At 71.0% G+C, this 24,135-nt stretch carries 23 protein-coding genes; 5 read left to right on the top strand and 18 right to left on the bottom strand.

Annotated elements, in window-relative coordinates:
* Position 1 precedes the first annotated feature (1 nt).
* From argJ to Vgi01_RS22090, 8 genes are all read right to left on the bottom strand, one after another.
* Positions 2-1,174: a bifunctional glutamate N-acetyltransferase/amino-acid acetyltransferase ArgJ gene (gene argJ / locus Vgi01_RS22125; protein ID WP_204292228.1), complete on the bottom strand. Its 1,173-nt coding sequence runs from the start codon at positions 1,172-1,174 to the stop codon at positions 2-4.
* Complete coding sequence (gene argC / locus Vgi01_RS22120) at positions 1,171-2,172, bottom strand: N-acetyl-gamma-glutamyl-phosphate reductase (RefSeq protein WP_204292227.1); 1,002 nt, start codon at positions 2,170-2,172, stop codon at positions 1,171-1,173. The genes argJ and argC overlap by 4 nt, the downstream gene beginning before the upstream one ends.
* Before the next feature lie 147 nt (positions 2,173-2,319).
* Positions 2,320-3,345, bottom strand: a complete 1,026-nt coding sequence (locus Vgi01_RS22115; protein ID WP_013732820.1) for an NAD-dependent epimerase/dehydratase family protein — start codon at positions 3,343-3,345, stop codon at positions 2,320-2,322.
* An 8-nt stretch (positions 3,346-3,353) separates the two neighbouring features.
* Positions 3,354-4,121 (bottom strand): glycosyltransferase family 2 protein, encoded by a 768-nt coding sequence (locus Vgi01_RS22110; protein WP_239089102.1) that lies wholly within the window; start codon positions 4,119-4,121, stop codon positions 3,354-3,356.
* 8 nt (positions 4,122-4,129) lie between these two features.
* Positions 4,130-5,332 (bottom strand): nucleotide sugar dehydrogenase, encoded by a 1,203-nt coding sequence (locus tag Vgi01_RS22105; protein ID WP_102659296.1) that lies wholly within the window; start codon positions 5,330-5,332, stop codon positions 4,130-4,132.
* 181 nt (positions 5,333-5,513) lie between these two features.
* Positions 5,514-6,182: a hypothetical protein gene (locus Vgi01_RS22100; protein ID WP_102659297.1), complete on the bottom strand. Its 669-nt coding sequence runs from the start codon at positions 6,180-6,182 to the stop codon at positions 5,514-5,516.
* 155 nt (positions 6,183-6,337) lie between these two features.
* Positions 6,338-8,677 carry a hypothetical protein gene (locus Vgi01_RS22095; RefSeq protein WP_204292225.1) on the bottom strand — a complete coding sequence of 780 codons (2,340 nt, stop codon included), beginning with the start codon at positions 8,675-8,677 and terminating at the stop codon, positions 6,338-6,340.
* The gene (locus Vgi01_RS22090) at positions 8,674-9,501 is read right to left on the bottom strand and encodes a hypothetical protein (protein ID WP_204292224.1); all 828 of its coding nucleotides are present in this window, start codon (positions 9,499-9,501) and stop codon (positions 8,674-8,676) included. Before Vgi01_RS22090 ends, Vgi01_RS22095 begins: the two co-directional genes overlap by 4 nt.
* A 341-nt stretch (positions 9,502-9,842) precedes the next feature.
* On the opposite strand from Vgi01_RS22090, the gene Vgi01_RS22085 reads away from it, so the two are divergent.
* Complete coding sequence (locus Vgi01_RS22085; protein WP_204292223.1) at positions 9,843-10,553, top strand: Crp/Fnr family transcriptional regulator; 711 nt, start codon at positions 9,843-9,845, stop codon at positions 10,551-10,553.
* 52 nt (positions 10,554-10,605) lie between these two features.
* Here Vgi01_RS22085 and pheT read toward each other — a convergent pair whose 3' ends face one another.
* The 9 genes from pheT to Vgi01_RS22040 all read right to left on the bottom strand — a co-directional run bounded on the left by pheT (position 10,606) and on the right by Vgi01_RS22040 (position 18,848).
* Positions 10,606-13,182 (bottom strand): phenylalanine--tRNA ligase subunit beta, encoded by a 2,577-nt coding sequence (gene pheT / locus Vgi01_RS22080; RefSeq protein WP_204292222.1) that lies wholly within the window; start codon positions 13,180-13,182, stop codon positions 10,606-10,608.
* 38 nt (positions 13,183-13,220) lie between these two features.
* Positions 13,221-14,291, bottom strand: coding sequence for a phenylalanine--tRNA ligase subunit alpha (gene pheS, locus Vgi01_RS22075; protein WP_102659302.1), 1,071 nt, complete (start codon positions 14,289-14,291; stop codon positions 13,221-13,223).
* A gap of 234 nt (positions 14,292-14,525) precedes the next feature.
* Complete coding sequence (locus Vgi01_RS22070; protein ID WP_204292221.1) at positions 14,526-15,323, bottom strand: TrmH family RNA methyltransferase; 798 nt, start codon at positions 15,321-15,323, stop codon at positions 14,526-14,528.
* 69 nt (positions 15,324-15,392) lie between these two features.
* A complete protein-coding gene (gene rplT, locus Vgi01_RS22065) occupies positions 15,393-15,785 on the bottom strand; it encodes a 50S ribosomal protein L20 (protein WP_013732810.1) in 393 nt (130 codons plus the stop codon).
* Positions 15,786-15,817: 32 nt separating this feature from the next.
* On the bottom strand, positions 15,818-16,012 hold the full coding sequence (gene rpmI, locus Vgi01_RS22060) for a 50S ribosomal protein L35 (RefSeq protein WP_013732809.1): 195 nt from the start codon (positions 16,010-16,012) through the stop codon (positions 15,818-15,820).
* 20 nt (positions 16,013-16,032) lie between these two features.
* Positions 16,033-16,695, bottom strand: coding sequence for a translation initiation factor IF-3 (gene infC, locus Vgi01_RS22055; RefSeq protein ID WP_102659304.1), 663 nt, complete (start codon positions 16,693-16,695; stop codon positions 16,033-16,035).
* Between the two features lie 385 nt (positions 16,696-17,080).
* Positions 17,081-17,623, bottom strand: a complete 543-nt coding sequence (locus Vgi01_RS22050; RefSeq protein WP_239089101.1) for a PH domain-containing protein — start codon at positions 17,621-17,623, stop codon at positions 17,081-17,083.
* Between the two features lie 71 nt (positions 17,624-17,694).
* A complete protein-coding gene (hisG, locus tag Vgi01_RS22045) occupies positions 17,695-18,540 on the bottom strand; it encodes an ATP phosphoribosyltransferase (RefSeq protein ID WP_102659305.1) in 846 nt (281 codons plus the stop codon).
* 44 nt (positions 18,541-18,584) lie between these two features.
* Positions 18,585-18,848: a phosphoribosyl-ATP diphosphatase gene (locus Vgi01_RS22040; protein ID WP_013732805.1), complete on the bottom strand. Its 264-nt coding sequence runs from the start codon at positions 18,846-18,848 to the stop codon at positions 18,585-18,587.
* 140 nt (positions 18,849-18,988) lie between these two features.
* On the opposite strand from Vgi01_RS22040, the gene Vgi01_RS22035 reads away from it, so the two are divergent.
* The 4 genes from Vgi01_RS22035 (at position 18,989) to Vgi01_RS22020 (ending at position 23,583) form a co-directional block, all read left to right on the top strand.
* Entirely contained in the window at positions 18,989-19,855 is an 867-nt protein-coding gene (locus tag Vgi01_RS22035) for an ABC transporter substrate-binding protein (RefSeq protein WP_204292220.1), read from the top strand.
* On the top strand, positions 19,852-20,697 hold the full coding sequence (locus Vgi01_RS22030) for an amino acid ABC transporter permease (RefSeq protein WP_126712527.1): 846 nt from the start codon (positions 19,852-19,854) through the stop codon (positions 20,695-20,697). The genes Vgi01_RS22035 and Vgi01_RS22030 overlap by 4 nt, the downstream gene beginning before the upstream one ends.
* 2 nt (positions 20,698-20,699) lie before the next feature.
* Complete coding sequence (locus Vgi01_RS22025) at positions 20,700-21,443, top strand: amino acid ABC transporter ATP-binding protein (RefSeq protein ID WP_102659307.1); 744 nt, start codon at positions 20,700-20,702, stop codon at positions 21,441-21,443.
* 142 nt (positions 21,444-21,585) lie between these two features.
* A complete protein-coding gene (locus tag Vgi01_RS22020) occupies positions 21,586-23,583 on the top strand; it encodes an acyl-CoA dehydrogenase family protein (protein ID WP_204292219.1) in 1,998 nt (665 codons plus the stop codon).
* 46 nt (positions 23,584-23,629) lie between these two features.
* Here Vgi01_RS22020 and ribH read toward each other — a convergent pair whose 3' ends face one another.
* Positions 23,630-24,130, bottom strand: coding sequence for a 6,7-dimethyl-8-ribityllumazine synthase (gene ribH, locus Vgi01_RS22015; protein WP_204292218.1), 501 nt, complete (start codon positions 24,128-24,130; stop codon positions 23,630-23,632).
* Positions 24,131-24,135: the final 5 nt, after the last annotated feature.

Here is a 24,135-nt window from a genome sequence, read left to right as displayed (position 1 = left end):
CTCATGTGGAGTAGGCCGAGTTCTCGTGCACGTACGCGTGGGACAGGTCGTTGGTCCACACCGTCGCCTCGGTGACGCCGGCGTGCAGGTCGATGCGGATGGTGACGTCCCGGCCGGTCAGGTCGACCTTCGAGCGGTCCTCGGCGGCGGCCCCGCCCCGGCAGACCCAGATCCCGTTGACGGCCACGTCGACGGCGTCCGGCTCGAACTCGGCGGCGGTGGTGCCGACGGCGGCGAGGATCCGACCCCAGTTCGGGTCGTTGCCGAACAGCGCGGTCTTCACCAGGTTGTTGCGGGCCACCGACCGGCCCACCTCGACCGCGTCGTCCTCGTCGGCCGCACCGACGACCTCGATGGCGATCTGCTTGGTGGCGCCCTCGGCGTCGGCGATCAACTGTTGGGCCAGGTCGTGGCAGGCGGCGGTGACCGCCGCGGTCAACTCCGCAGCGCTCGGCGTGACCCCGGCCGCGCCGCTGGCCAGCAGCAACACTGTGTCGTTCGTGGACATGCAGCCGTCGGAGTCGATCCGGTCGAAGGTGACCCGGGTGGCGGCGCGCAACGCGGCGTCGAGCGTCTGCGGGTCGGCGACCGCGTCGGTGGTCAGCACGCAGAGCATGGTGGCCATCGCCGGGGCGAGCATGCCGGCACCCTTGGCCATGCCGCCGACGGTCCAGCCGGCACCGGAGATCACCGTGGTCTTCGGCCGGGTGTCCGTGGTCATGATCGCCTCGGCGGCGGCGTCCCCGCCGTCGACCGTCAGACCCCCGATGGCGGCGCTGACCCCCGGCAGGAGCTTGTCCATCGGCAGCCGCTCGCCGATCAGGCCGGTCGAGCAGATCGCCACCTCACCCGCGCCGAACGGCTGGTCGGGGTGCAGCGCGGTCAGTGCGGCGGCGGCGTGCTCGGCGGTGGCGTGGGTGTCCTGGAAGCCTGCCGGGCCGGTGCAGGCGTTCGCCCCGCCGGAGTTGAGCACCACCGCCCGGACCAGCCCGCCGTGCAGCACCTGCTCGCTCCATGCCACCGGAGCGGCCTTGACCCGGTTGCTGGTGAACACACCGGCGACCCCGATCTCCGGGCCGTCGTTGACGACCACCGCGACATCAGGTGCGCCGCTGCTCTTGAGGCCGGCCGCGACCCCGGCCGCCCGGAACCCGGCAGGTGTGGTGACGGTCATGGCGTCACTCCCAGCGGGGACAGGCCGGTGGTCTCGGGCAGGCCGAACATCAGGTTGGCGTTCTGCACCGCCTGACCGGCGGCGCCCTTGCCCAGGTTGTCCAGTGCGGCGACCACGATCAGCCGACCGGAGTCGACGTCGACGGTGGCCTGCAGGTGGCAGGAGTTGCTGCCCAGGGTGGCGGCGGTGTGCGGCCAGCGGCCCTCGGGCAGCAGGTGCACGAAGGGGCTGTCCGCGTACGCCTGCGCCAGCACCGCCCGGGGGTCCGCCGAGCCGGTCGGCCGGGCCGTCACGGTGGCCAGGATGCCGCGCGGCATCGGCGCGAGCACCGGGGTGAAGGACAGGCCGGTCGCCCCGGTGGCCTGCTTGATCTCCGGTACGTGCTGGTGGGCGCCGACCTTGTAGGGCGACAGGTCGCCCATCACCTCGCTGGCCAGCAGGTGGGTCTTGGCGGCCCGACCGGCCCCGGAGGTGCCGGACGCGGCGACGACCACCACGTCGGCCGGGTCGGCGACATCGGCGGCGATCAGCGGCGCGAGCGCCAGGGTGATCGTCGCGGCGTAGCAGCCGGTGTTGGCTACCCGGGTGGCGGCGGCGATCCGCTCGGCCTGCCCGGGCAGCTCCGGCAGGCCGTAGGTCCACGCGCCGGCGTGCGGGCCGCCGTAGTAGCGGGCCCAGGCGTCACCGTCGGTGAGGCGGTGGTCCGCGCCGAGGTCCACCACCCGGACCTCGGTGGGCAACTGCGCGGCGAGGGCGGCCGACTGGCCGTGCGGCAGCGCCAGGAAGACCAGGTCGGCCTCGGCGAGCGTCTCCGGTACGGTCTCGGCGAAGGTGTGGTCCAGCCCGACGAGCTGCGGGTGCACGCTGTCGACGCGCTGTCCCGCCTGGCTGTGGGCGGTGGCGGTGACCAGGTCGAACTCAGGATGCCCGGCGAGCAGGCGGAGCAACTCACCGCCCGCGTAGCCACTCGCACCGGCGACCGCGACCCGGATTCCCATGCCTACCTCCGTATGACTATGCAGGGAGGTTAGCAGCAGCGAGACTGGCGCTGCAAGTTCATGCAGTCGACTGTATGAGAATACTTGCTGTGTTAAGAAGGGACCCCTGCTCTACCGCAGGCGTTAACAGGGGGCCCTTGCTTGCATCTAGAGGCGGCCGGCGTGAACGGCGTCGGTGACCCAGGGGATTACCTCGTCGAGCATCGTGTCGAGGGATGTGGTGGCGGTGAAGCCGAGCACCTCGGCGGCCTTGGTGGTGTCCGGCACCCGCTTACGGACGTCGTAGCGGAACGGCTCGTCGCTGACGTACCGGAACGGCACCTCCGCGCCCTTGATCTTGTGCCAGATCAGCTCGGCCAACTCCAGCACTGTGGTCGACCGGGCAGTGGAGAGGTTGAAGTCCTCGTTGTGGGCCGCCGGATGCTCGATCGCCGTCGCGATGCCCCGAGCCAGGTCACCGCCATAGGTGTAGTGCCGCACCTGATCGCCCTCGCCCAGGATGTGCAGCGGATCCTGCCCCTTGACGATCTTCTGCACCAGGTCGGGCACCACGTGCGACATGGCCAGCTTCACGTTGCCGGAGAGCACCTCGGCCTGACCCAGCGCCCGCCCCTCCCCCACACCCACACAGTTGAACGGCCGCACGATCGTGAACGGCAACTGGTACTGCTCCCAGGCGGCGCGGGCGTAGTACTCCACCGCCAGCTTCTGGAACCCGTACGACGACAGCGGCGGCGGGATGCGCCGCTCGTCACCCTCCCGGCTCGGCCAGTGCTCCGTCGACTCGTACACCATCGAGGAGGAGAGGTAGGTGACCTTGCGCAGCGTGCCATCGCGGTGCGCCCGCAGCGCCGCGTCGCAGGTCGCCGCCATGATCCGCTCGTTGGTGGCGAGCAGGTCATAGGCGTACGCGTGGAAGTAGGAGATCCCACCGATCATCGCCGCCCCGGCGACCAGATGGTCACAACCGTCCAGCAGCTCGGTCAACAGGTCGGTGTCACGGGCGTCGCCCTCGACGAACCGGAACCGCGGATGGGTGTCGTAGCTGTGGCTGACCGGGCCGTACTTGGAGAAGTTGTCCACGCCGACGACCTCATGGCCCCGGTCCAACAGCTCCGCGACCAGGTAGCCGCCGATGAAGCCGGCCGAACCAGTTACCAGGACCTTCGCCACGTGCGCTCCTATGCGGTCTTCTCGTACTCGGTGGACCCGACGCTCTGCACCGCCGCCGGTCGGATCCGGGCGGCCAGCTTCTCCCGGCTCAGCCGTCGACCGTAGGCGAACAGATACCAGCGCAGGTACCCGGGGAGGAACCGACCCAGGTCGAAGTGGGACTCCCCGAGCGGCCGGTCCAGCCAGATCGTCGGGATCTCCGCCACCGGCAGCCGCAACCGGGTCGCCTTCGCGGTCAACTCCAACCCGATCTCGAAACCCGTCCGCGACTCGATGCCCACCTCCCGGACGAAGGCCGTGTCGTACGCCTTGAAGCTGTTGGTGGCGTCCCGGGTGCCCACCCGCGCCAGGGTGTAGAGGCTGCGCCCCGCCCAGCGCGACATCAGCCGCTTCAACCTCGGCCCACCCACCTGCTGACCGCCCGGCATGTACCGGGAGGCGGCGGCGACCACCACGCCCCGGTCCACCAGCCGGGCCAACTCGTCGATCTGCCGGGGATCGTCACAGCCGTCGGCCATCGTCACCACCACGACCGGGGCCCGCGCCACGTCGATGCCGAACCGGATCGCGTTGGCCGGCCCCCGCCCGTACGTGTTGAGCACCGCCCGCACCCGAGGGTCGGTACGGGCGGCCTGCTCGACGTACGGGACGGTGGTGTCCTCCGGCATGTCGTGCACGATGAGCACCTCGGCCGGCAGCAGCATCTCCCGCAGCATCCGCTCCAGGCAGCGCACGATCGCCGCGCCCTCGTTGTAGACCGGCACGATCACCGACACCCGGGGGATCACACCCGCACCCCCTGCCCGGTCAGACCCCACATGTCGATCACCGGTTTGTCGGTGTCCAGGCGGGCGTACTGCTCGTGCGGGGCCGCGATCACCAGCAGATCGGCCCGGCGCAGCACCTCGTCCAGGTCGACGAAACGCTCGTCGACCACGTACGGGTCGGTGCAGAGCGTCTCTCGGGTCTTCAACGCCAGGATCTTGCGCAGCTTGTACGCCAGGCTCTCCCGGGGATCGTCGCTGCCACCCTTGAAGGCCATGCCGAGGATGCCCACCGTCGAGTTGGCCAGGTCGAACCGGTCCTCCAGCCGGGAGACCAGGTACAACGGCAGACCCTCGTTGATCAGCATCGCCGAGTGGCCGAGCACGAAGTTGTTCCGGTTGAACGCGGCCAGCTGCATGGTGTCCTTGAACAGGCACGGCCCGGCCGCGAACCCGGGCATCGGCAGGTCGGCGGCGCGCGGATACTCGTACGCGACGGCATGCCGGATCCGGGCGAAGTCCAGCCCGAAGTCGTTTGCCATCATCCAGAACTGGTTGGCGGTGGCGAACTTGATGTACCGCCAGGTGTTGGTGAACAGCTTCGCCAGCTCCGCCTCCTCCGGCGTCAGCGTGACGATCCGGTCGGTCAGGTGCCGGAACAGCTTCTCCGCCCGAGCCAGCGACTGCGGGGTACGCGCCGCCACGATCTGCGGCAGCGTGAACAACTCGGTCATCGCATGCCCCTCGGCGATGCGCTCCGGGCAGAAGGCGACATCCGCCTGCACTCCCCGGCCGACCAGCAACTTCTCGGTCAACGCGGTCACCCCGGGATAGACGGTGCTGCGCAGCACCACCAACTGCCCGTCGCGCAGATGCTCCGCACAGCGTTCCAACGCCCGCGGCACGGCCCCCAGATCCGGGTTCAGGTGCTCGTCGACCGGGGTGCCGACCACCACCACCAGATGCTCGGAGGTGCCGACGGCAGCCGGGTCCGTGGTGGCCCGCAACCGGCCGGCGGCCACCGCCTCGGCCAGGGGTTCGGCCGCCCCGGCTTCGGCGAACGGCAGGGTCGCCGAGTTGACCGTGGCGACGGCGTCCGCGTTGATGTCGTACAGCACGACGGAGAGCCCGCGGGCGGCGAACGCGATGCCCAGTGGCAGGCCCACCCGGCCGCAACCACCGACTATGCAGACGTCGACCGAGGCGGGTGGCTCATCGGGCATGAGGGGGCTCCCGTGGGGGTGGCGGGTGTGATCCCAGGGTCATCGGGGTCACAGCAGGCTAACCCCTCAGAGGTGACTCGTGGGTAACCAAATAATCCAACCGTGTTGACCTTTCGGCCGATGCTGCCCGTCGTCGACTCCTCCCCCGCCCGATCAGGGGAAGAGTCGACGACCCGAGTTGTCACATCGACTGTCGGGTAAGCCCCTGCTGCCGCTCGTAGGTTCGCAGCGCGATGTCCCATGCCTGGGTGTACTCGGACGGGCCGAGACCGAGATCGCCGTGCCCCTTGACGGCCTCCCGCAGCAACTCCACCAACGTCGGAACGATGTCGCGACGTTCCGTGACGTAGCGCTGGAACACCTCGGCGAACTCCGCGCCGGTCAGCCTGGCGGCGTACGCGGTGACCGGTTCGTCCTGGAGGTTCTGCAACACCACCGCCCACCGACGGGTCAGATCGTCGGCCTGCCGGGTACGGATCTTCTCCAGTTCGTGCTCACACTCCAGCGCGATCCGCTGTTCCCAGTACGGACGCAGCCGTTCCCGCACCCGCTCATCCGGGCTGACCCGTAGCCGCACCGTGAACTGGGGCAGGTGCGCTTCCTGTGGCCAGCGCTGGTGCATCAGCAGATCGTTCAGCGCCCGTTCGAGGTCGTGGGAACGGTGCGGCTCGTGCTCGCGAGCCAGGTCCATGGCACGCTCACGGACGATCCCCATCGCCCAGGGCAACAGCGCCTCGGCCCGCAGCCGCAGCCCGTCGAAGGTCATGTTGGTCGCGGTCCACAGGTAGACGACGTGCAGGTTGAAGTCGAACGCGTCGCCCTTCGCCGGCACCAGCAGGGGTTGTGGCACGTCCTGCCGAAAGGTGACCCGGGTAGGCGCCGGGGGCGGGAGTGAAGGAGCGGTAGCCGGCGCAGGCGCGGGCGGGAAGATCGAGTGCCACCAGCGGCGAGGCCGCGGCGGCACACCCTGCCGCAGGTGGGAGGTCCCGGAAGGTCCAGTCGTCATCAGGCGTCCTCAAAGGTCAGGGTTTCGACGTCGTTGAGCAGGGCGCACCCGGGCATGACCGGGCGCCAGACGTGCCGTAGCTGGTGATGGAGCCGACGACGCAGCGGAGGCCGTCCGGCCAGCACCAGCCGCAGCAGCGCCAGCACGTGCGCGGACACCTCGGCCTGACCGTCCGCCCGGCTGAACCAGAAGCCGAGCGTCCGCCAGGATCGGTACGCCGTCTCGGGCATGCTCAGCGCTGTCGCCCAGAGAGTTGCCAGGTCGTCGACGGAGATGATCTCCCTACGCGCCAGATCCAGCAGTTCCGGCCAGTGTTCCCGAGGTGGTCGAGCCCACCGTTCGGCCAGGATTCGCAACGTTCGCGCGGCGTGCAGCCGCACCTCACGGTCTTCCCGGTCGGTCGAGCTGGCCCACTGCGCCAGCGACGTCACCAGAGCAGCCCCGTGTCCGCCCTGGTAGACCTCGACCAAGCCCCGTACGACCGAGTTGTGCCAGCGTTGCATCCGCCCGGAGGCGACCAGTCGGAGCTGCACCAGGGCGGCGTCCGGCCACAGCCGGGCCAGCCCCAGTTCGTGGGCGCGGGCGACGGTGTCGCGCAGATGTGCCGCCGGCCCGGCGGCCCAGCGGTCCAACTCGACGCTGACCCGCTGCCTCAACCGCGGCTGCATCGCAATCGCGACGAGAACGATCGCGGCCGCCTGTCGAACGCTCGCTCGCCGCTCCCGGGCCAGGTCGCGCACAGTGTCCAGGGCCGTCTGCACGTCCCGGCCGGCCGACCATCCGATGGCGGCGGCTGCCGCCTGCCGTACGTCCGGCTGGTCGGCCCGCACCATGTCCGCGAACCAGCCGAGCAGGGCCCGGGGCGTCCACCAGTCGGTCCAGGCCACATCCAGGACAGCGGAGCGCAGCTGCTCGGTACCGGCCGTGAACTGCATCCGGATGCCGCCGGTCGCCCAGTCCTCCTCCGGTATCACGATGGCACCGCGCAGCATCGGTCCGAGCACCTCGTCGAGGGTGACGCCGCGCAGACGTACCGTGGCCGACTGTGCCCCCTCCGGACCGGACACCAACCGGTCAGCCGCGAGGCGGATCTCGACCGTCGACAGTCCGGCGAAAACCACGCAGGCCAGCCGGAAGGCTCGTGCCTGCTCGGCGGACCAGCCCACCGAGGCACCGGCGTCGGCCGGCACGTCGAGGATCTGTGCGGCACGCTCGCGAAGCTGTCGGGGCAGCAGTTGCGCCAGCCGGTCCGTCAGTGCCCTGGCGCGCGGCACCGTCTGCGCGAGCGCCGCCACGACGGGGACGACCTCGCGGGGCCGAGGTGCTCCGGCCAGGTACACCGAGAGCAGTTGATGCCGGAGGCATTCCTCGTCGACGTACTGATCCACGCACTCGCCGACACAGTGGCCAGCGCAGAAGCCCACACAGCGCCCGGCCAACTCCCGCCGTAAGCCGGCCCGGAACACCTCGGCCGCAGGTGCCGGGCGGTGCTCGACGACGTGCCCGGCGAGGTCCTGGACACGACGGGAGAAATCGCCGACCAGCAACAGTGTCATGGCATTGGCCGCAGCCCGCTCGGCGAGCCCCATCAGGGTGTAACCGTCCAGCGCACCGACCATCTCGTCGGTCAACCGCAGCACGTAGCCGCTGCCCCGGCGCTGACCCAGCTTCGTCCGGAACACATCGGTGAGCTGCTCGACCCCGAGGATGTTCACCCCGCCGACACCGTGCCTGCGAGCCGAGGCGACCAGCGCTGAGGTGAGTCTTCCGCTGCCCGGCGGTCCGGACAGGCACACCAGATGGCGCTGCTTCAGATGGTGCTCGAGTTGCTGGTCGCTGCCGGCGGGCGCGTAACCCCGCACCAGGTCCAGCACGGTCGTCTCACTGAGCGTCTCCGACCAGACCCGGCGTCCGTCCACCGAGTCGGACGCCGCAGTGACATTGACCGTACCGATGGCGAGGGCGCCGTGCCCGGTCGCGTTCTGGCCTCGGACGTACATGTTGCCGGCATCGATCCCCGCGTCACCGAACAGACCGGCCAGCCGGCGCAGCACGTCACCGGAGTCGAGCGAATCCTCACGGTCCTCCTCATCGCCGTCGTCCGTCTCGTCGTTCGGAGTCGAATCGACGTCCGCGTCTGGCGCCGATCCGGTGGCGGCACCGCCCGGCGGATCACCGGAACCTTCCTGACCCGGATCGCCGCCGGCATCTGGTCCGGCTTCGGCCGCACCGGGATGCCCGGGTTGGCCCGGGCCAGATGCGCCAGTCTCGCCGAAGGTGGCCGGGTCGGTGGGCTTCGTCGCGGCCCCGGGGACCGGCTCCGGATATCGGTCGTTCATCGGTCCACGTCCGGGCGCAGGATGGCGTCACGACCGATGGATCCGATCGCCACCGCGCCCGGTCCCACGGCGTTCTGGCCGTTGACCCGGATGTTGCCGGTACGGATGCCGCCGGCCGGCGGCTCACCACCGCGCACGGTTCCGCTCTCCCCGCTCGGCGGCGCCGCCTCGCCCGGCTGGGCCACCTCGTTCGGCGGCGATGGCTGCGGGCCGGGCGACGACTCGTCCCGCCACGAGGTCACATCCTCGTCGAGAACACAGAGCCACGCCGGCTCACAGAACCCCTTCTCTGGCTGGACCACCTCGATGCGCCGGAACCGGTCCGGCCGAATCTCCTCCGGGTACTCGGTCACCACGTCCCGGTAGATCTCGGAGGAGACCACCAGGGCAACTCCGGCGTCCGGGAAGGCCGCCAACGCTCGGCGCACCGGTGTCGCGTCGCAGAGCCGACTGACCATGACGACCGCCTGGCCGGGAAAACCGTTGGCCCCGTCCAGATGCACCATGCCCTGATGTACCGCCACGCGTAGCCGGATACGGGCCACCGGGAGACGGCTGGCGTTGTACTGCCGCAGTCGCCGGTTCAGTTCCGGCAGGAACCGTCCGATCACCCTCGCCTCGGGAATGGCCCGGGGCAGGATGGCCAGTTCCCCGTCTCCCGCCTGCTGCGTCGCCCAGCCGACACGATCCATGCCCACCCCGTCGGCTGCCTCACGCAGCAGCCGATGGAAGTCCTGCTGGGCCTCGTACTGCTGGACGTTGCCGCGCCGGCTGTAGCGCTCCATGTCCACGCAGACCAACAACCGCCGCTCCGGATGTTGCATCTCGTCACCCTCCTCACCCCGGTCCGCGAGGACCGGGCACGAGCGACATCCAACTGGGGTCGACGCCCAGAGACCCCGTAGAAGTACGGCTTCGGTGGCAATGTCCGTCAGCAGTCATCCCGCACGACGCGGGTATGTCGGGCAGCTGTCCAGGATCCACTGGTCGCATGTGGAGCGTCCCGATCGACGTGCTGTTGGAGCTGGGCCTGGACCTGCACCTCACACTCGGCCTGCTCGTCGCCTACCTGCTCGCAGTGGTGCTGGCACGACGGGTCAGACGTATCGCAGTCGGACGGTTACGCTGCGGACGCTGTCGTCGCTTGAGCAGAGTGGGAGCCTGGATGCGGCACGAACCTGCCCAGAACCCGCAGTGGCCCTACGGCACCTTTCTGCAACGGCTCAGTCCACCCGTACGGTCCGCCCTGTTGGGGCTCGGCGTACGTCGCAAGGTCCCGGCCGGCCAGATCCTGATCCACGAAGGACAGCAGCAATCCCACCTGGTGCTGATCGAAGAGGGCCTGACGAAGGTCACCGCCGCCCTGCCCGACGGCCGCACGGCACTGTTGTCCCTACGCGTCGGCGGTGACCTGGTCGGCGAGATGTCGGCACTCAACGACCGGCCACGCTCCGCGACTGTCACCACCTGCAGCGCCGCCCGCTACAGCGTGATCAGCTCGGAGCGGTTCCGCGCGTTCCTCAGAGAAAACCCGGACGCCGCGCTCGAACTCGCCGCCATGGTCTCCGACCGGTTGCGCTGGTCGAACCGCCGACGGATCGACTTCTCCTCATACCCGGTCAAGATCAGAGTCGCCCGGGTGATCGCCGAACTGTCCCGAACCCACGGCCGCCAGACCCCCGACGGCGTCGTCATCGACGTGCGACTCACCCAGCCGGAACTGGCCTCCATCTGCGGCGCATCCGAGACCTCGGTCCAGAAAATCCTCCGGGAGCTGCGGACCGACGGGCTGGTCGACACCGACTACCGCCGGATGACCGTCCGGGATCTGCCCGGCCTTCAGCAGGTCGGGCAGATCCACGCCGACGAATGTTAAGAAGGGCCCCTTCCTATGCACGAGGCGATAAGAAGGGGCCCTTCCTTACATCTCAGGCGCCGCGGAGGGTGGCGCCGACGCGTTCGGTGGCGCGGGCCACCGCGGCGTCGCGGGCGGCCACGGCCTCCTCGACGGTGAGGGTGCGGTCGGGTGCCCGGAAGGTGAGCTTGTAGGCCAGCGACTTGCGGCCGGCACCGAGCTGCTCCGAGGCGTACACGTCGAACAGGCGCACCGCCTCCAGCAGTTCACCGGCGCCCTCGGTGAGGGCCTGCTGGACGTCCTGGGCGGGGACCGCCTCGTCGACCACCAACGCCACGTCGATCAGGGCCGGCGGGAAGCCGGAGACTCCGGGCGCGGGCAGCACCGGCGCCGCCGGCAACGCGTCCAGGTCCAGTTCCATGGCACTGGTACGCCGAGGCAGCTCCAGTGTGGCCAGCACCGCCGGGTGCAGTTCCCCGGCGTGACCGACGACCGTCCCGTCGACAAGCAGCTGCGCGCAGCGGCCGGGGTGCCAGGGGGCGTACTCGGTGGCCCGTACCTCGATCCGGTCGGCCGGGATGCCGGCGGCGGCGAGGACCTCACGGCCCGCCTCCACGGCGTCCGCCCAGGTGGCCGGTCGCCCGGCACCCCACCAGCCGGCCGGCTCGATGTCGCCGGTCAGCACGACGGCGACGTGCCGGGGCTGGTGCGGGACCACCGCGTCGGCGGCGGCGAACTCGGCGTCGGTGGGCCGCCGATCCACACCCATGGCCGGCGGGCTGCCGGCACCCGGGCGTGGCTGGAAGACCACACCGATCTCGTAGAGCGCCAGGTCCCGCAGGCCACGACCGAGGTTGCGGCGGACGATGCCGAGCAGCGGGCCGAGCAACGTGGTCCGCAGCAGCGGCTCCTCGTCGGAGAGCGGATTGGCCACCCGTACCGCCTGGCGACGCGGGTCGTCGGCGGGCAGGGCGAACTGGTCGGCCAGGTCGGTGGCGACGAACGGGTGCGCCAGCACCTCGACGTAGCCGCGCTCGGCCAACGCCCGGGACACCGCCCGGTTACGCCGCTGCTGCCAGGTCAGCCCCCGGCCGGGCGGTGCGGTGGGCAGCAGCGACGGCACCTTGTCGTACCCGTCGAGGCGGACCACCTCCTCCACCAGGTCGGCCGGGTCGGTCAGATCGGGCCGCCAGGTCGGCGGGGTGACGCTGAGGACGTCGACGTCACCCGCGACGACGGCCACCTCGCCGGGATCCTCGGCGAGCCGGTCGGTGCCGCGCGCCACGGTGCAGCCGACCTGTTCCAGCAGGGCGACCACCCGTGCCGGCGGGTACGCCACACCGACCCGCCGGCTGGGCAGGTCGACCGGCAGCGTCACCGGGGTACGCGCCACGACGTGGTCGATGTCCAGCACCTCGTCGCCGGCGGTGCCGCCCGCGTGCTCGGTGAGCAGGGCGACCGCCCGGTCCAGGGCGACCAGCGGCAGGGCCGGGTCGACGCCTCGCTCCCACCGCTTCGCCGCCTCGCTGAACAGCTTGTGCCGACGCGCGGTACGCCCCACCATCGCCGGGTCCCAGTGCGCGGCCTCGAACAGCACGTTGACGGTGCTGGGCAGCACCTCACTGGTCTCGCCGCCCATCACGGCGGCGAGCGAGATCGGCACCCCGTCACCGTCGCCCGCGACCGGGTTGGGCAGGCCGGCGTCGCAGATGACCATGTCTTCGGGGGCGAGGGCGCGGGTCACCCCGTCGAGCGTGGTCAGCTTCTCCCCCGGTACCGCCCGGCGGACCACAAGCGGGCCGGCGAGACGGTCGGCGTCGAAGGCGTGCATCGGCTGCCCGAGTTCGAGCATCACGTAGTTGGTGATGTCGACGGGCAGCGAGATGCTGCGGATGCCGGCGACGGTGAGCCGCCGCTGCATCCACTGCGGGGTTTGCGCCGTCGGGTCGACGCCGCGCACCATCCGGGCCGCGAACCGGTCACAGCCGACCGGGTCGCGGACCTCCACCGGGTACGCCGGTTGGGCGGTGCCCGGCGTGGCGGGCACCCGACCCGGGTCCTGGAAGCTGAGGCCGAGGGCGTGCGCCAGTTCGCGGGCGAGCCCGCGCAGCGACATCTGGTAGCCCCGGTCGGGGGTGACCTCCACCTCGACGACGATGTCGTCGAGCCCGACCACGGGACGGGCGTCGTCGCCGGGCTTGGCGGCGACGTGCTCGGGCAGCACCAGGATGCCGGAGTGGTCGTCGCCCAGACCCAGCTCCTTGGCGGAGCAGATCATGCCGTGGGAGTTGCGCCCGTACGTCTTGCGGGCGCCGATGGCGAAGCCGCCCGGCAGCACCCCGCCGGGCAGGATCACCACGACCCGGTCGCCGGGGGCGAAGTTGCGCGCCCCGCAGACGATCTCCTGCGGTTCACCGGTGCCGTTGGCGGCGCCCACGTTCACCCGGCAGAACCGGATCGGCTTCTTGAAGCCGGTCAACTCCTCGATGTCGAGGACCTCACCGACCACCAGCTGCCCGGTGACCGTGGTGGACAGGTCCACGATGGACTCGACCTCGATGCCGAGGTCGACCAGGGCCCGCTCCAGTTCGGCGGCGGGCAGGTCCGGCAGGTCGACGTACTCCCGCAACCAACTGACAGAAACTCGCATGACTCGTTACCACCGTCTCCGTAACTCGCGCGCCCGCACTACGCCCCGTGGCCGAACGCCCGGGTGAACCGGACGTCGCCCTCGACCATGTCCCGCATGTCGCCCACCCCGTGTCGGAACATCACGGTGCGGTCGATGCCCATGCCGAAGGCGAACCCGGAGTAGACCTCCGGGTCGATGCCGCAGGCGCGCAGCACCCGCGGGTTGACCATGCCGCAGCCACCCCACTCGACCCACTGTGGGCCCTTGCGGTGCTCCGGGAACCACACGTCGAACTCCGCCGACGGCTCGGTGAACGGGAAGTAGTGCGGCCGGAACCGGGTCTTCGCGCCCTCGCCGAACATGGCCCGGGCGAAGTGGTCGAGCGTGCCGCGCAGGTGCGCCATGGTGATGCCCTTGTCCACCACCAGGCCCTCGACCTGGTGGAACACCGGCGAGTGGGTGGCGTCCAACTCGTCGGTGCGGTAGACCCGGCCGGGCACCACCACGTAGATCGGCGGCTTGCGGGTCAGCATCGTGCGCGCCTGCACCGGCGAGGTGTGGGTACGCAGCACCAGCCCCGACTCCTCCGACGGTGCGATGTGGAAGGTGTCCATCAGGCCCCGGGCCGGGTGGTCGACGGGGATGTTGAGCGCGTCGAAGTTGGTCCACTCCAACTCGACCTCGGGGCCCTCGGCCACCTCGTAGCCCATCCCGATGAACAGGTCGCTGATCTGTTCCATCAGCACGCTGACGGGGTGCCGGGAACCACGCGGGCGTCGGTCGTAGGGCAGCGTCACGTCGACGCGCTCGGCGACCAGGACCCGCTGCGCCTGCTCGCGGTCGAGCACCTCGGACCGGGCGGCGTAGGCCTGCTCGATGCTGCGACGGGCCTCGTTGACCCGCTTGCCGGCGTCGGCCTTGGCGGCGGGCGGCAGCGCGCCGATCTCCCGACGGGCCAGCGAGACCGGAGCCCGGTCGCCGAGGTGCGCGGGGCGGAGCGCGGCCAGCGCGTCGGGGTCACCGGCGGCGGCGAAAGCCTTCTCGGCCTCGGTCACGGCCTCGGCCAGGGCGGCCGGGTCGAGCAGGGCGACCTGCTTCGGGTCGTACGGATCGTTGCGGTAGGTCATGGCGTACGGGCACTCCTCACGGCGGCGCCGGCCCTCTCAGGCGGCGAAGCGAGTCTACGGACGCGCGGCTGCGCCGCAGCCCGCCGGTGGGAGTGGTGCGGAGAGCAGGTCAGGCTCGCCGCCCGCCGACACCGGCGGGCTGGCTAAACGTACGCCGTGGTGCGTCCACCATCACCGGCCGCTCTCCTCGTGCTCTGCTCTGCACGTGATCCTGTTCCTGCGCGTGATCTCATGTCAGCGCTGGGCTCTCGCCGAAGCGTACAGGCAGACCGCCGCGGCCGCAGCCAGGTTGAGGCTCTCGGCCCGCCCGTGCAGCGGCACCCGGACCCGGGCGTCGGCCGCGGCGATCAGCTCGTCGGGCAGCCCGTGCGCCTCGGACCCGAACAGCCAGGCGGTGGGGGCGGCCAGCCGGCCGGCGTCGGCCAGGTCGTCGAGATCCGCTTCGCCGTAGCCGGTCGCGGCGAGCACCACCAGACCGGCGGCGCGGGCGGCGGCGACCACCGCCGCCGGGTCGCGTTCGCGCACCACGTCGACGTGGAACAGGCTGCCCGCCGACGACCGGACGCACTTGCCGTTGTACGGGTCGACCGCCTCACCGGCGAAGACCACCGCCGCGGCGCCGGCCGCGTCGGCCGTCCGCAACACGGTGCCGGCGTTGCCCGGGTCCCGGATGCCCGCCAGCACCGCGACCAGCCGCGGACCGCGCGACAGCGCGGCCGCCAGCGGCACGTCGAGGTGCTGGCAGACGGCGACCAGGCCCTGCGGGGCGACGGTCTCGGCGAGCGCCGCGAGCGCCTCGTCGGTCACCTCGGAGACGGGTACGTCGGCACCGGCGGCGGCCGCTGCCAGGTCGGCGTACCGGTCGAGCGCGGTGGGCGTACCGAACAGTTCGAGCACCGTCCGGGAACGGGCCAGGGCCTCGCGGACCGCCTGCGGTCCCTCGGCGAGGAACCGGCCGGTGGCCTCGCGGTCGCGGCGGCGTTGCAGCCGGCGGGCGGCGACCACCCTGGGCGTACGCGGCGTGAAGGGCATGGTGTCCTCACCACACACGCGCGAGGCGCCCCCCTTCATCGAGGGACGCCTCGCTGCGTTGTGCGGGGATCAGGCGGCCTGAGCCGCCGCGCCGCCGGTGCCCTCGGCCTGCACCGCGGCCCGGGCCAGCTCGACGATCGCCGCGAACGCGGCGGCGTCGTTGACGGCCATGTCGGCCAGGATCTTGCGGTCGACCTCGATGCCGGCCAGGCGCAGGCCCTGGATCAGCCGGTTGTAGGTCATGCCGTTGGCGCGGGCACCCGCGTTGATCCGCTGGATCCACAACTGCCGGAAGTCACCCTTGCGGTCGCGACGGTCCCGGTAGGCGTACTGCATCGAGTGCAGCACCTGCTCCTTGGCCTTGCGGTACAGCCGGGAGCGCTGACCGCGGTAACCACTCGCGGTCTCCAGCAGGGTACGGCGCTTCTTCTGGGCGTTCACAGCCCGCTTGACGCGTGCCATCTCAACTCCTTCTTGGGCTCAGGTGGCGCGCGTCAGCGGCCGAGCAGCTTCTTGAGGCGCTTGACGTCGGACTTGGCGGCCTCGACCACGCCCGTCAGCCGCCGGGTACGGGTGGAGGGCTTCTTCTCCAGGTTGTGGCGCAGACCGGCCTGCTGCTTCATGATCTTGCCCTTGCCGGTTACGCGGACCCGCTTACCCGTCCCCGTGTGGCTCTTCATCTTCGGCATGTGGAACGTCTTCTCCCCTGTTACTGACCGCTGGTGTCAGCGGTCGCGCCGGTCTCACCGGCTGCTGCGCTCTCACCGGCCGCCACGGACTCGGTAGCCGCCGCGGGCTCGGTAGCCGCCACGGAATCCTCCGCGGTCCGCTCCCGAGGTCCACCACGCGACGCCGTGGCGGCGACCGCGGAGGCCTTGACGGCCCGGTGCGGAGCGAGAACCATGATCATGTTTCGGCCGTCCTGCTTAGGAGCGGACTCGACATATCCCAGTTCCGTGATCTCGGACTCGAGTCGGCGCAGGAGCCGGTAGCCCAGCTCCGGTCGACTCTGCTCGCGACCGCGGAACATGATCGTCACCTTGACCTTGTCCCCGGCCTTGAGGAACCGCACCACGTGACCTTTTTTGGTCTCGTAGTCGTGCGGGTCGATCTTCGGCCGGAGCTTCATCTCCTTGATGACGGTCTGCTGCTGGTTACGCCGCGCTTCGCGCGCCTTCAGTGCGCTCTCGTACTTGAACTTGCCGAAGTCCATGAGCTTGCACACCGGCGGGCGCGCCATCGGCGCAACCTCGACCAGGTCCAGATCGACGTCCGCGGCCAGCTGAAGGGCGCGCTCCAGCGGGACGATGCCCACCTGCTCACCCTCGGGGCCGACCAGTCGGACCTCACGTGCCCGGATCTGCTCGTTCACGCGTGGTTCGACGCTGATGGGGCCTCCTCGAGTCGGTTCTTCATCGGTGGCCGACCCGTGCGGCTCCCGTCGGGAACCCGCGCGGAAAGCAGAAGGCCCCGGCGCATGCCAGGGCCCGCTCGACCGGTCGGCACGATCACAGGATCGCGCATCCGGAGCCGGGACGTGCCCGGAACCGGTGACCGGACCCGGCCGCCGCAGTTGGCGAACTCGGGTGGGAGCAGGCGCCCCACTTTCGTGGCCGTCCGCTCACACGGACAGCCTGGTCGACCTGACCACACTACACCCGCGGTCACCGGGGCCTCAAACCGACCCACCGTGTCGCCCGCGCTGTCGCACCGGCCACTGGTACCGGCGCTGTCCGCCACCGGACGGCCGGCAGTGGTCAGGGGCCGGGGATGCGCTCGGCGAGGGCGGTCAGGTGCGCCTGGTGCAGCCGGCGCAGGGCACGCACCCCGTCGACCGCGTGCTGCTTGTCGGCGGCCTGCAGCGCCACCACCGGCAACAGATCGTCGTCGTACAGCTCCAGGGCGGCCCACGGCGCACCACGATCGAACCGGATCCCCCGTACGACCTCCCAGGGCAGCTCGTACGAGCCGATGATGTTGCGGACCCGCACCCCCCGCGCGTCCGCCTCCACCCGGGGACGGGTGAACAGCAGGGCGCCGAGGGCGAAGAGCACGCCGAGCCCGATCATGGCGAACTGGTCGCCGCGCTGGAAGGTGCCGTAGCCGTTGCCGGTCGGCCCGGTCAGCGTGGTGGCGATCACCGCGAACAGCACCACCACCACGACCGCCGACACCCAGCAGACCACCCGAATGCGCCGGGGCCGCAGCCGCACCGGCTCGCCGCCGGTCGTCGGCCCACGGTCGGCCGTGTCGGCACCCGGCTGCGCTGCACCCCGCTGAGCTGCGTCCCGCTGACTCATGGCACCAGTCTGCCATCCGCCCCCGGCCCGGCGGACGGTGCCACACGCAGCGGCACCATCCGCCACAGCGGTCACAACCGGCAGGCGTGGATGTTGGTGACCAGGATCGCCCGGGCGCCGAGGTCGTAGAGCTCGTCCATGATCCGGTGCACGTCGTCGCGGAGCACCATGGCCTCCACCGCCACCCAGCCCTCACGGTGCAGCGGCGAGACGGTCGGTGACTCGATGCCCGGGGTCAACGAGCTGGCCCGGTCCAGCAGGCCGGCCGGCACGTCGTAGGCGAGCATCACGTACCGGCGGGCCACCAGCACCCCGTGCACCCGGCGCAGCAACTGCTCCGCCTGCGGGTGCGCGGTCGCGCCGGCCCGGCGGACCAGCACCGCCGAGGAGCGCAGCAGCGGCTCACCGAAGACCACCAGGCCGGCCTGGCGCAGCGTGGCACCGGTCTCGACCACGTCGGCGACCACGTCGGCCACGCCCAGCCGGATGGCGTTCTCCACCGCGCCGTCGAGGCGGATCACCTCGGCCTTGACGCCCAGCTCGGCGAGGTGACGCTCGACCAACCCCGGGTACGCGGTGGCGATCCGGTGCCCACCCAGCTCCTGGACGTCGTGGACGTCGTCGGGGCGGGCGGCGAACCGGAAGGTGGCCCGGCCGAAGTTCAGGTCGACGACCTCCTCGGCCGGCGCGCCGGAGTCGATCAGCAGGTCCCGGCCGGTGATCCCGACGTCCAGGTCACCGGAGCCGACGTAGGTGGCGATGTCCTTCGGTCGCAGGTAGAAGAATTCGATGTCGTTTGCCTCGTCCCGGCAGACCAGGTCCTTCGGGTCGGTGCGCTGGCGGTAGCCCGCCTCGCGCAGCATCTCGGCGGCCGAGGAGGCCAGGGCGCCCTTGTTAGGTACGGCGACACGCAGCATGACGGAGTGCTCCTTCGATCGGGTCAAGAGTCGACGGCGGGCACTCAGAGATGTCGGTAGACGTCCTTGAGCTCCAGTCCGCTGGCGAGCATCAACACCTGCACCTGGTAGAGCAGCTGGGAGATCTCCTCGGCGGTGCGTTCGGGCCCCTCGTGCTCGGCGGCCATCCACGACTCGGCGGCCTCCTCGACCACCTTCTTGCCGATGAAGTGCACCCCCTTCTCCAGCGCGGCGACCGTGCCCGAGCCGGGGGTGCCGGCGGCGGCCTTGGCCTGCAGCTCGGCGAACAACTCCTCGAACGTCTTCACGGAACCGGATTCTCCCAGTTGCCCCGGGTCGTGGCATGCACCGGGTCCGGTGGTGACCGGTGAGCGGGACCCTGTATTCCCTACCACCATGGTGGGACAGCTCTACGGCAGCCGCCGATGGTGGTCGTACGCTGTCGGCCATGGTCAGCACCCCACGCATCCGTACGCTAGCCACGGCCGGCGCGGTCCTTTTCGCCGTCACCGCCTGCGCGCCGCAGAACGAGCCCGCTCCCCCGCCCTCGACCTCCGACGCCGCCTCGTGCGCGAAGGAGAACCTGCCCACCCAGACCCCCGGCAAGCTCACCATCGCCACCGACCAGCCGGCCTACCAGCCGTGGTTCGTCGACGACAAGCCCGAGAACGGCCAGGGCTACGAGTCGGCGGTGGCCTACGCGGTGGCGGAGAAGCTCGGCTACACCCGCGACGAGGTCGTCTGGACCCGGGTCAAGTTCGACTCGGCGATCGCCCCCGGACCGAAGTCCTTCGACTTCGACATCAACCAGTTCTCGATCACCGACGAGCGCAAGAAGGCTGTCGACTTCACCGCGCCCTACTACCTGGTGCGGCAGACCGTCATCGCCCTGAAGTCGTCCAAGATCGCCGGCAAGACCAGCCTGGCGGACCTGCGCGAGGCCAAGCTCGGCGCCCAGGTCGGCACGACCAGCTACCAGGCGATCACCGACGTGGTGAAGCCGACGACGAAGCCGCAGGTCTACAACAGCAACGACGACGCCAAGAAGGCCCTGCAGAACGGTCAGCTCGACGGCCTGGTCGTCGACCTGCCCACCGCCTTCTACATCACCGCCGCGGAGATCGACGACGCGGTGATCGTCGGCCAGTTGCCGCAGGTGGGCACGCCGGAGGCGTTCGGGCTGCTGCTGGACAAGGGCTCCCCGCTGACCGGGTGCGTCAGCAACGCGGTCGGGCAGCTCACCGCCGACGGCGTGTTGAAGCAGTTGGAGCAGCAGTGGCTGGCCCAGGTCGCGGGAGCCCCTGAACTCACGTGAGCACTACCTCGTACGTCCCCTCCCCCGCCCAGCGGGCCCGAGAGGAGTACCGCCGCAGGCAGACCGTACTGAGCGTGCTGATCGCCGCCGCCTCCACGGCGGCGGTCGGCACGCTGCTGGCGTTCGCGGTGACCGGGGCGCCCGGCTGGGACCGCGTACGCGCCTCGTTCTTCGACCCGCAGATCGCCCGGGACGCGCTGCCGGCGGTGCTGACCGGGCTCTGGCTCAACCTGCGGCTGCTGGTCTGCTGCGCCATCGGCGCGCTGCTGCTCGGGCTGGTGATCGCGATCCTGCGTACCCTGCGCGGGCCGGTCTTCTTCCCGATCCGGGCGCTGGCCACCAGCTACACGTACGCCTTCCGGGGCCTGCCCCTGATCATCGTGCTCTACCTGCTCACCCTCGGTGTGCCGGGCCTGCGGTTGCAGGGCATGCCGCCGGTGCTGGTGCTGGGCGGGCTCGCGCTGGTGCTCACCTACAGCGGATACCTGGCCGAGGTGTTCCGCGCCGGCATCGAGTCGGTGCATCCCAGCCAGCTCGCGGCGGCCCGGTCGCTGGGTCTGACCTACCGGCAGACCATGCGGCACGTGGTGCTGCCGCAGGCCGTCCGGCGGGTGGCCCCGCCGCTGCTCAACGACGTGGTGGCGTTGCAGAAGGACGTCGGCCTGGTCTCCCTGGCCGGCCCGATCGACGCGGTCCGGGCCGCGCAGATCGCCACCGCGCAGAGCTTCAACTACACGCCGTACATCGTGGCCGGGGTGCTCTTCGTGCTGCTGGCCATTCCGCTGATCGCCGTCACCGACCGGGTCACCCTGCGGGCGGCCCGACGCCAGTCCGGAGGCTGAGCATGGACGTCCTGCGGTGCCGCGGGCTACGCAAGGTCTTCGGCGACCAGGTGGTCCTCGACGGCCTCGACCTGACCGTGGCCGAACACCAGGTGGTGGCCCTGATCGGGTCCTCCGGGTCCGGCAAGTCGACCCTGCTGCGCTGTGTCAACCTGCTGGAGGACCTGCACGACGGGACGATCGAGCTGGACGGCGAGGACATCACCGCCCCCGGCGTCGACCCCGACAAGGTACGCCGCCGCATCGGCATGGTGTTCCAGTCGTACAACCTCTTCCCGCACCTGAGCGTGCTGGACAACATCACCCTCGCGCCCCGCCGGGTGCACCGCCGGGCGCGGGCTGAGGCGGAGGCCCGAGCCCGGGAGCTGCTGGAACGGGTGGGGTTGGGGGCCAAGGCCGACGCCTACCCGGACCGGCTCTCCGGCGGCCAGCAGCAGCGGGTGGCGATCGTACGGGCGCTTGCCAACTCGCCCCGGCTGCTGCTGCTCGACGAGGTCACCTCGGCGCTGGACCCGGAACTGGTCGGTGAGGTGCTGACGATGATCCGCGACCTCAAGACCGAGGGCATGACGATGATCCTGGCCACCCACGAGATGGGCTTCGCCCGCGACGTGGCCGACCAGGTCTGCTTCCTCGACGCCGGCCGGGTCATCGAGTCCGGCCCGCCCAGCCAGGTCCTCGCCGATCCCGTCCACCCGCGTACCCGCCAGTTCCTGGCCCGCATCATCGAGGCCCGCCGCCTCTGACCGGCTCCTTCCACCCCGGTCGACGGCGGGGAGAGCGGTTACCGGCACCGATTACGCCATGATCGGGGCCACAAAGTGGTGGGTCGGTAAGCTCGATTGGGTACAAAACGCACCCATGACGATGTCGCCAGAGGTAGCAGCCATGTCCAGTCAGCCGTCCGTACCCGTCGACGTCGACGTCGCCCGCCTGCGGGAGGTGCTGGACGGGCCGTGGGTGGAGGTCCGCGAGGCCCACCGCACGGAACTCGACGACAGCTTCCTGCCGGTGTACGGCGAAAGCGGCGACCAGGCACGGGAGCGGATCACCGGGCTGCTGCACCGGCTGCCGGTCACGATGGGCATGCCCGCGGCCTTCCCCGCCGAGTACGGCGGCCGGTCCGACATCGGCGCCTCGATCGTGGCCACCGAGATGCTGGCCCAGGTCGACCTGTCCCTGATGGTCAAGGCGGGCGTGCAGTGGGGCCTGTTCGGCGGTGCCGTGCTGTCGCTGGGCACCCGACGGCACCACGACGCCTACCTGCGCGACATCGTCGCCGGTGACATTCTCGGCTGCTTCGCGATGACCGAGACCGGTCACGGCTCGGACGTGCAGCAGTTGCGCACCACCTGCACGTACGACCCGGCCACGCAGACCTTCGACCTGCACACCCCGCATCAGGCGGCCCGCAAGGACTACATCGGCAACGCGGCCCGCGACGGCCGGATGGCTGTCGTTTTCGCCCAGCTGATCACCAACGGGCAGCGGCACGGCGTGCACGCCTGGCTGGTCCCGATCCGCGACGCGCACGGCAACCCGATGCCCGGGGTGACAATCGGCGACGCGGGACCCAAGGCCGGTCTGCTCGGTGTGGACAACGGGCGGCTCAGCTTCGACCACGTCGCCGTGCCCCGGGACATGCTGCTGGACCGGTACGGCCAGGTGGCCGCCGACGGCACCTACTCCAGCCCGATCGACAACGACTCCCGACGCTTCTTCACCATGCTCGGCACCCTGGTCCGGGGCCGGGCGAGCGTGGGTGGCGCCGCGGCGGCGGCCACCAAGGTGGCGCTGACCGTCGCGGTGCGCTACGGCGACATCCGCCGCCAGTTCAGCAGCCCCGATGCCGAGCGCGAGGTGCTGCTCAACGACTACCTGGCCCACCAGCGCAAGCTGCTGCCCGCGCTGGCCACCACGTACGCCCTGCACTTCGCCCAGGCCGAGCTGGTCGCCGCGATCGACGAGGTGCAGGGCGGCGACGGCCCGGTCGACGAGCATCGGCAGCGGGAGCTGGAGTCGCGGGCCGCCGGCCTGAAGGCCGCGCAGACCTGGCACGCCACCCGCACCATCCAGATGTGCCGCGAGGCGTGCGGCGGGGCCGGCTACCTGGCCGAGAACCGGCTGCCCGGCCTGAAGGCCGACACCGACGTCTTCACCACCTTCGAGGGCGACAACACGGTGCTGTTGCAGCTGGTGGCCAAGGGGCTGCTCACCGGTTACCGGGACGAGTTCGGTTCGCTGGACGGCTGGGGTCGGGCCTCCTTCGTCGCCGAACAGGTCCGCGAGATGGTGTTGGAGCGCACCGCCGCGCGGGCGCTCATCGAACGGCTCGTCAGCGCGGTGCCCGGCCGCGACGAGGAGGTGGCGGTCACCGACCGCGGCTGGCAGCTCAAGGCCTTCGAGGACCGTGAACGACACCTGCTCGACGGTGCGGTCCGGCGGCTGCGCAACGGCGCCAGCACCAAGAAGGACCGGCCCTTCGACATCTTCAACGACGTGCAGGACCACGTGCTGGCCGTCGCCGCCGCGCACGTCGACCGGGTCACCCTGGAGGCGTTCGTCGCCGGCATCGAGGCCACCTCGGATCCGGCGGTCAAGGCGCTGCTGTCCCGGGTCTGCGACCTGTACGCGCTCAGCGTCATCGAGGCCCACAAGGGCTGGTTCCTGGAGCACGGCCGGCTCACCCCGGCCCGCGCCAAGGTGATCACCGCCGTGGTGAACAACCTGCTCAAGGAGCTACGCCCGCAGATGCGCACGCTGGTGGACGGGTTCGGCATCCCGCAGACGTGGCTGCACTGCGCCATCCTGCGCGAGGAAGCCGACCGGCAGGAGGCCATGGCCGCCCACGACGCCGCCGGTGATCCGCAGACCGTCGCGGCGTAACCGCCTCCGGTGGTCGGCGGCGGTTACGCCGGGAGGGCGTACGCCCTCAGCCGCCGAAGCCGACCCGCTTGTTGCCGCCGGTGCTGACGCCACGGATGGCCAGGGCGGCGTCCAGCGCGGCGACGGTGGCGGACCAGCCCTTGTCCTCCGCGGAGCCGGGCAGCCCGGCCCGATCGCGGGCCTGGTCGAGGGTGTCGACGGTGAGCACCCCGTGCGCCACCGGCTTGCCCTCGTCGAGCGCGATGCGGGTCAGTCCGTCGGTGACCGACCGGCAGACGTAGTCGAAGTGGGCGGTGGCGCCGCGTACCACCACGCCGAGGGCGACCACCACGTCGCAGCGGCGGGCCAGGGCCTGGGCCACCACCGGCAGTTCCACCGAGCCGGCCACCCGGGCCACCACGGCCTGCGCTCCGCACGCCTGCGCGGCGGCCACCGCCCGGTCGAGCATGTGGTCGGTCAGCTCGCCGTGCCAGCGTGCGGCGACCACGCCCACGGTCATTCCCGACGCGTCGACCGGGGTCGTCCCCGGCTCACCGAAACCCGCCATCTGTC

It is taken from the genome of Micromonospora gifhornensis (assembly GCF_016863515.1).
Lineage (GTDB): Bacteria > Actinomycetota > Actinomycetes > Mycobacteriales > Micromonosporaceae > Micromonospora > Micromonospora gifhornensis.
Note: the sequence above shows the minus strand (reverse complement) of the source record. Positions and strands in the feature narration are given on the sequence as shown.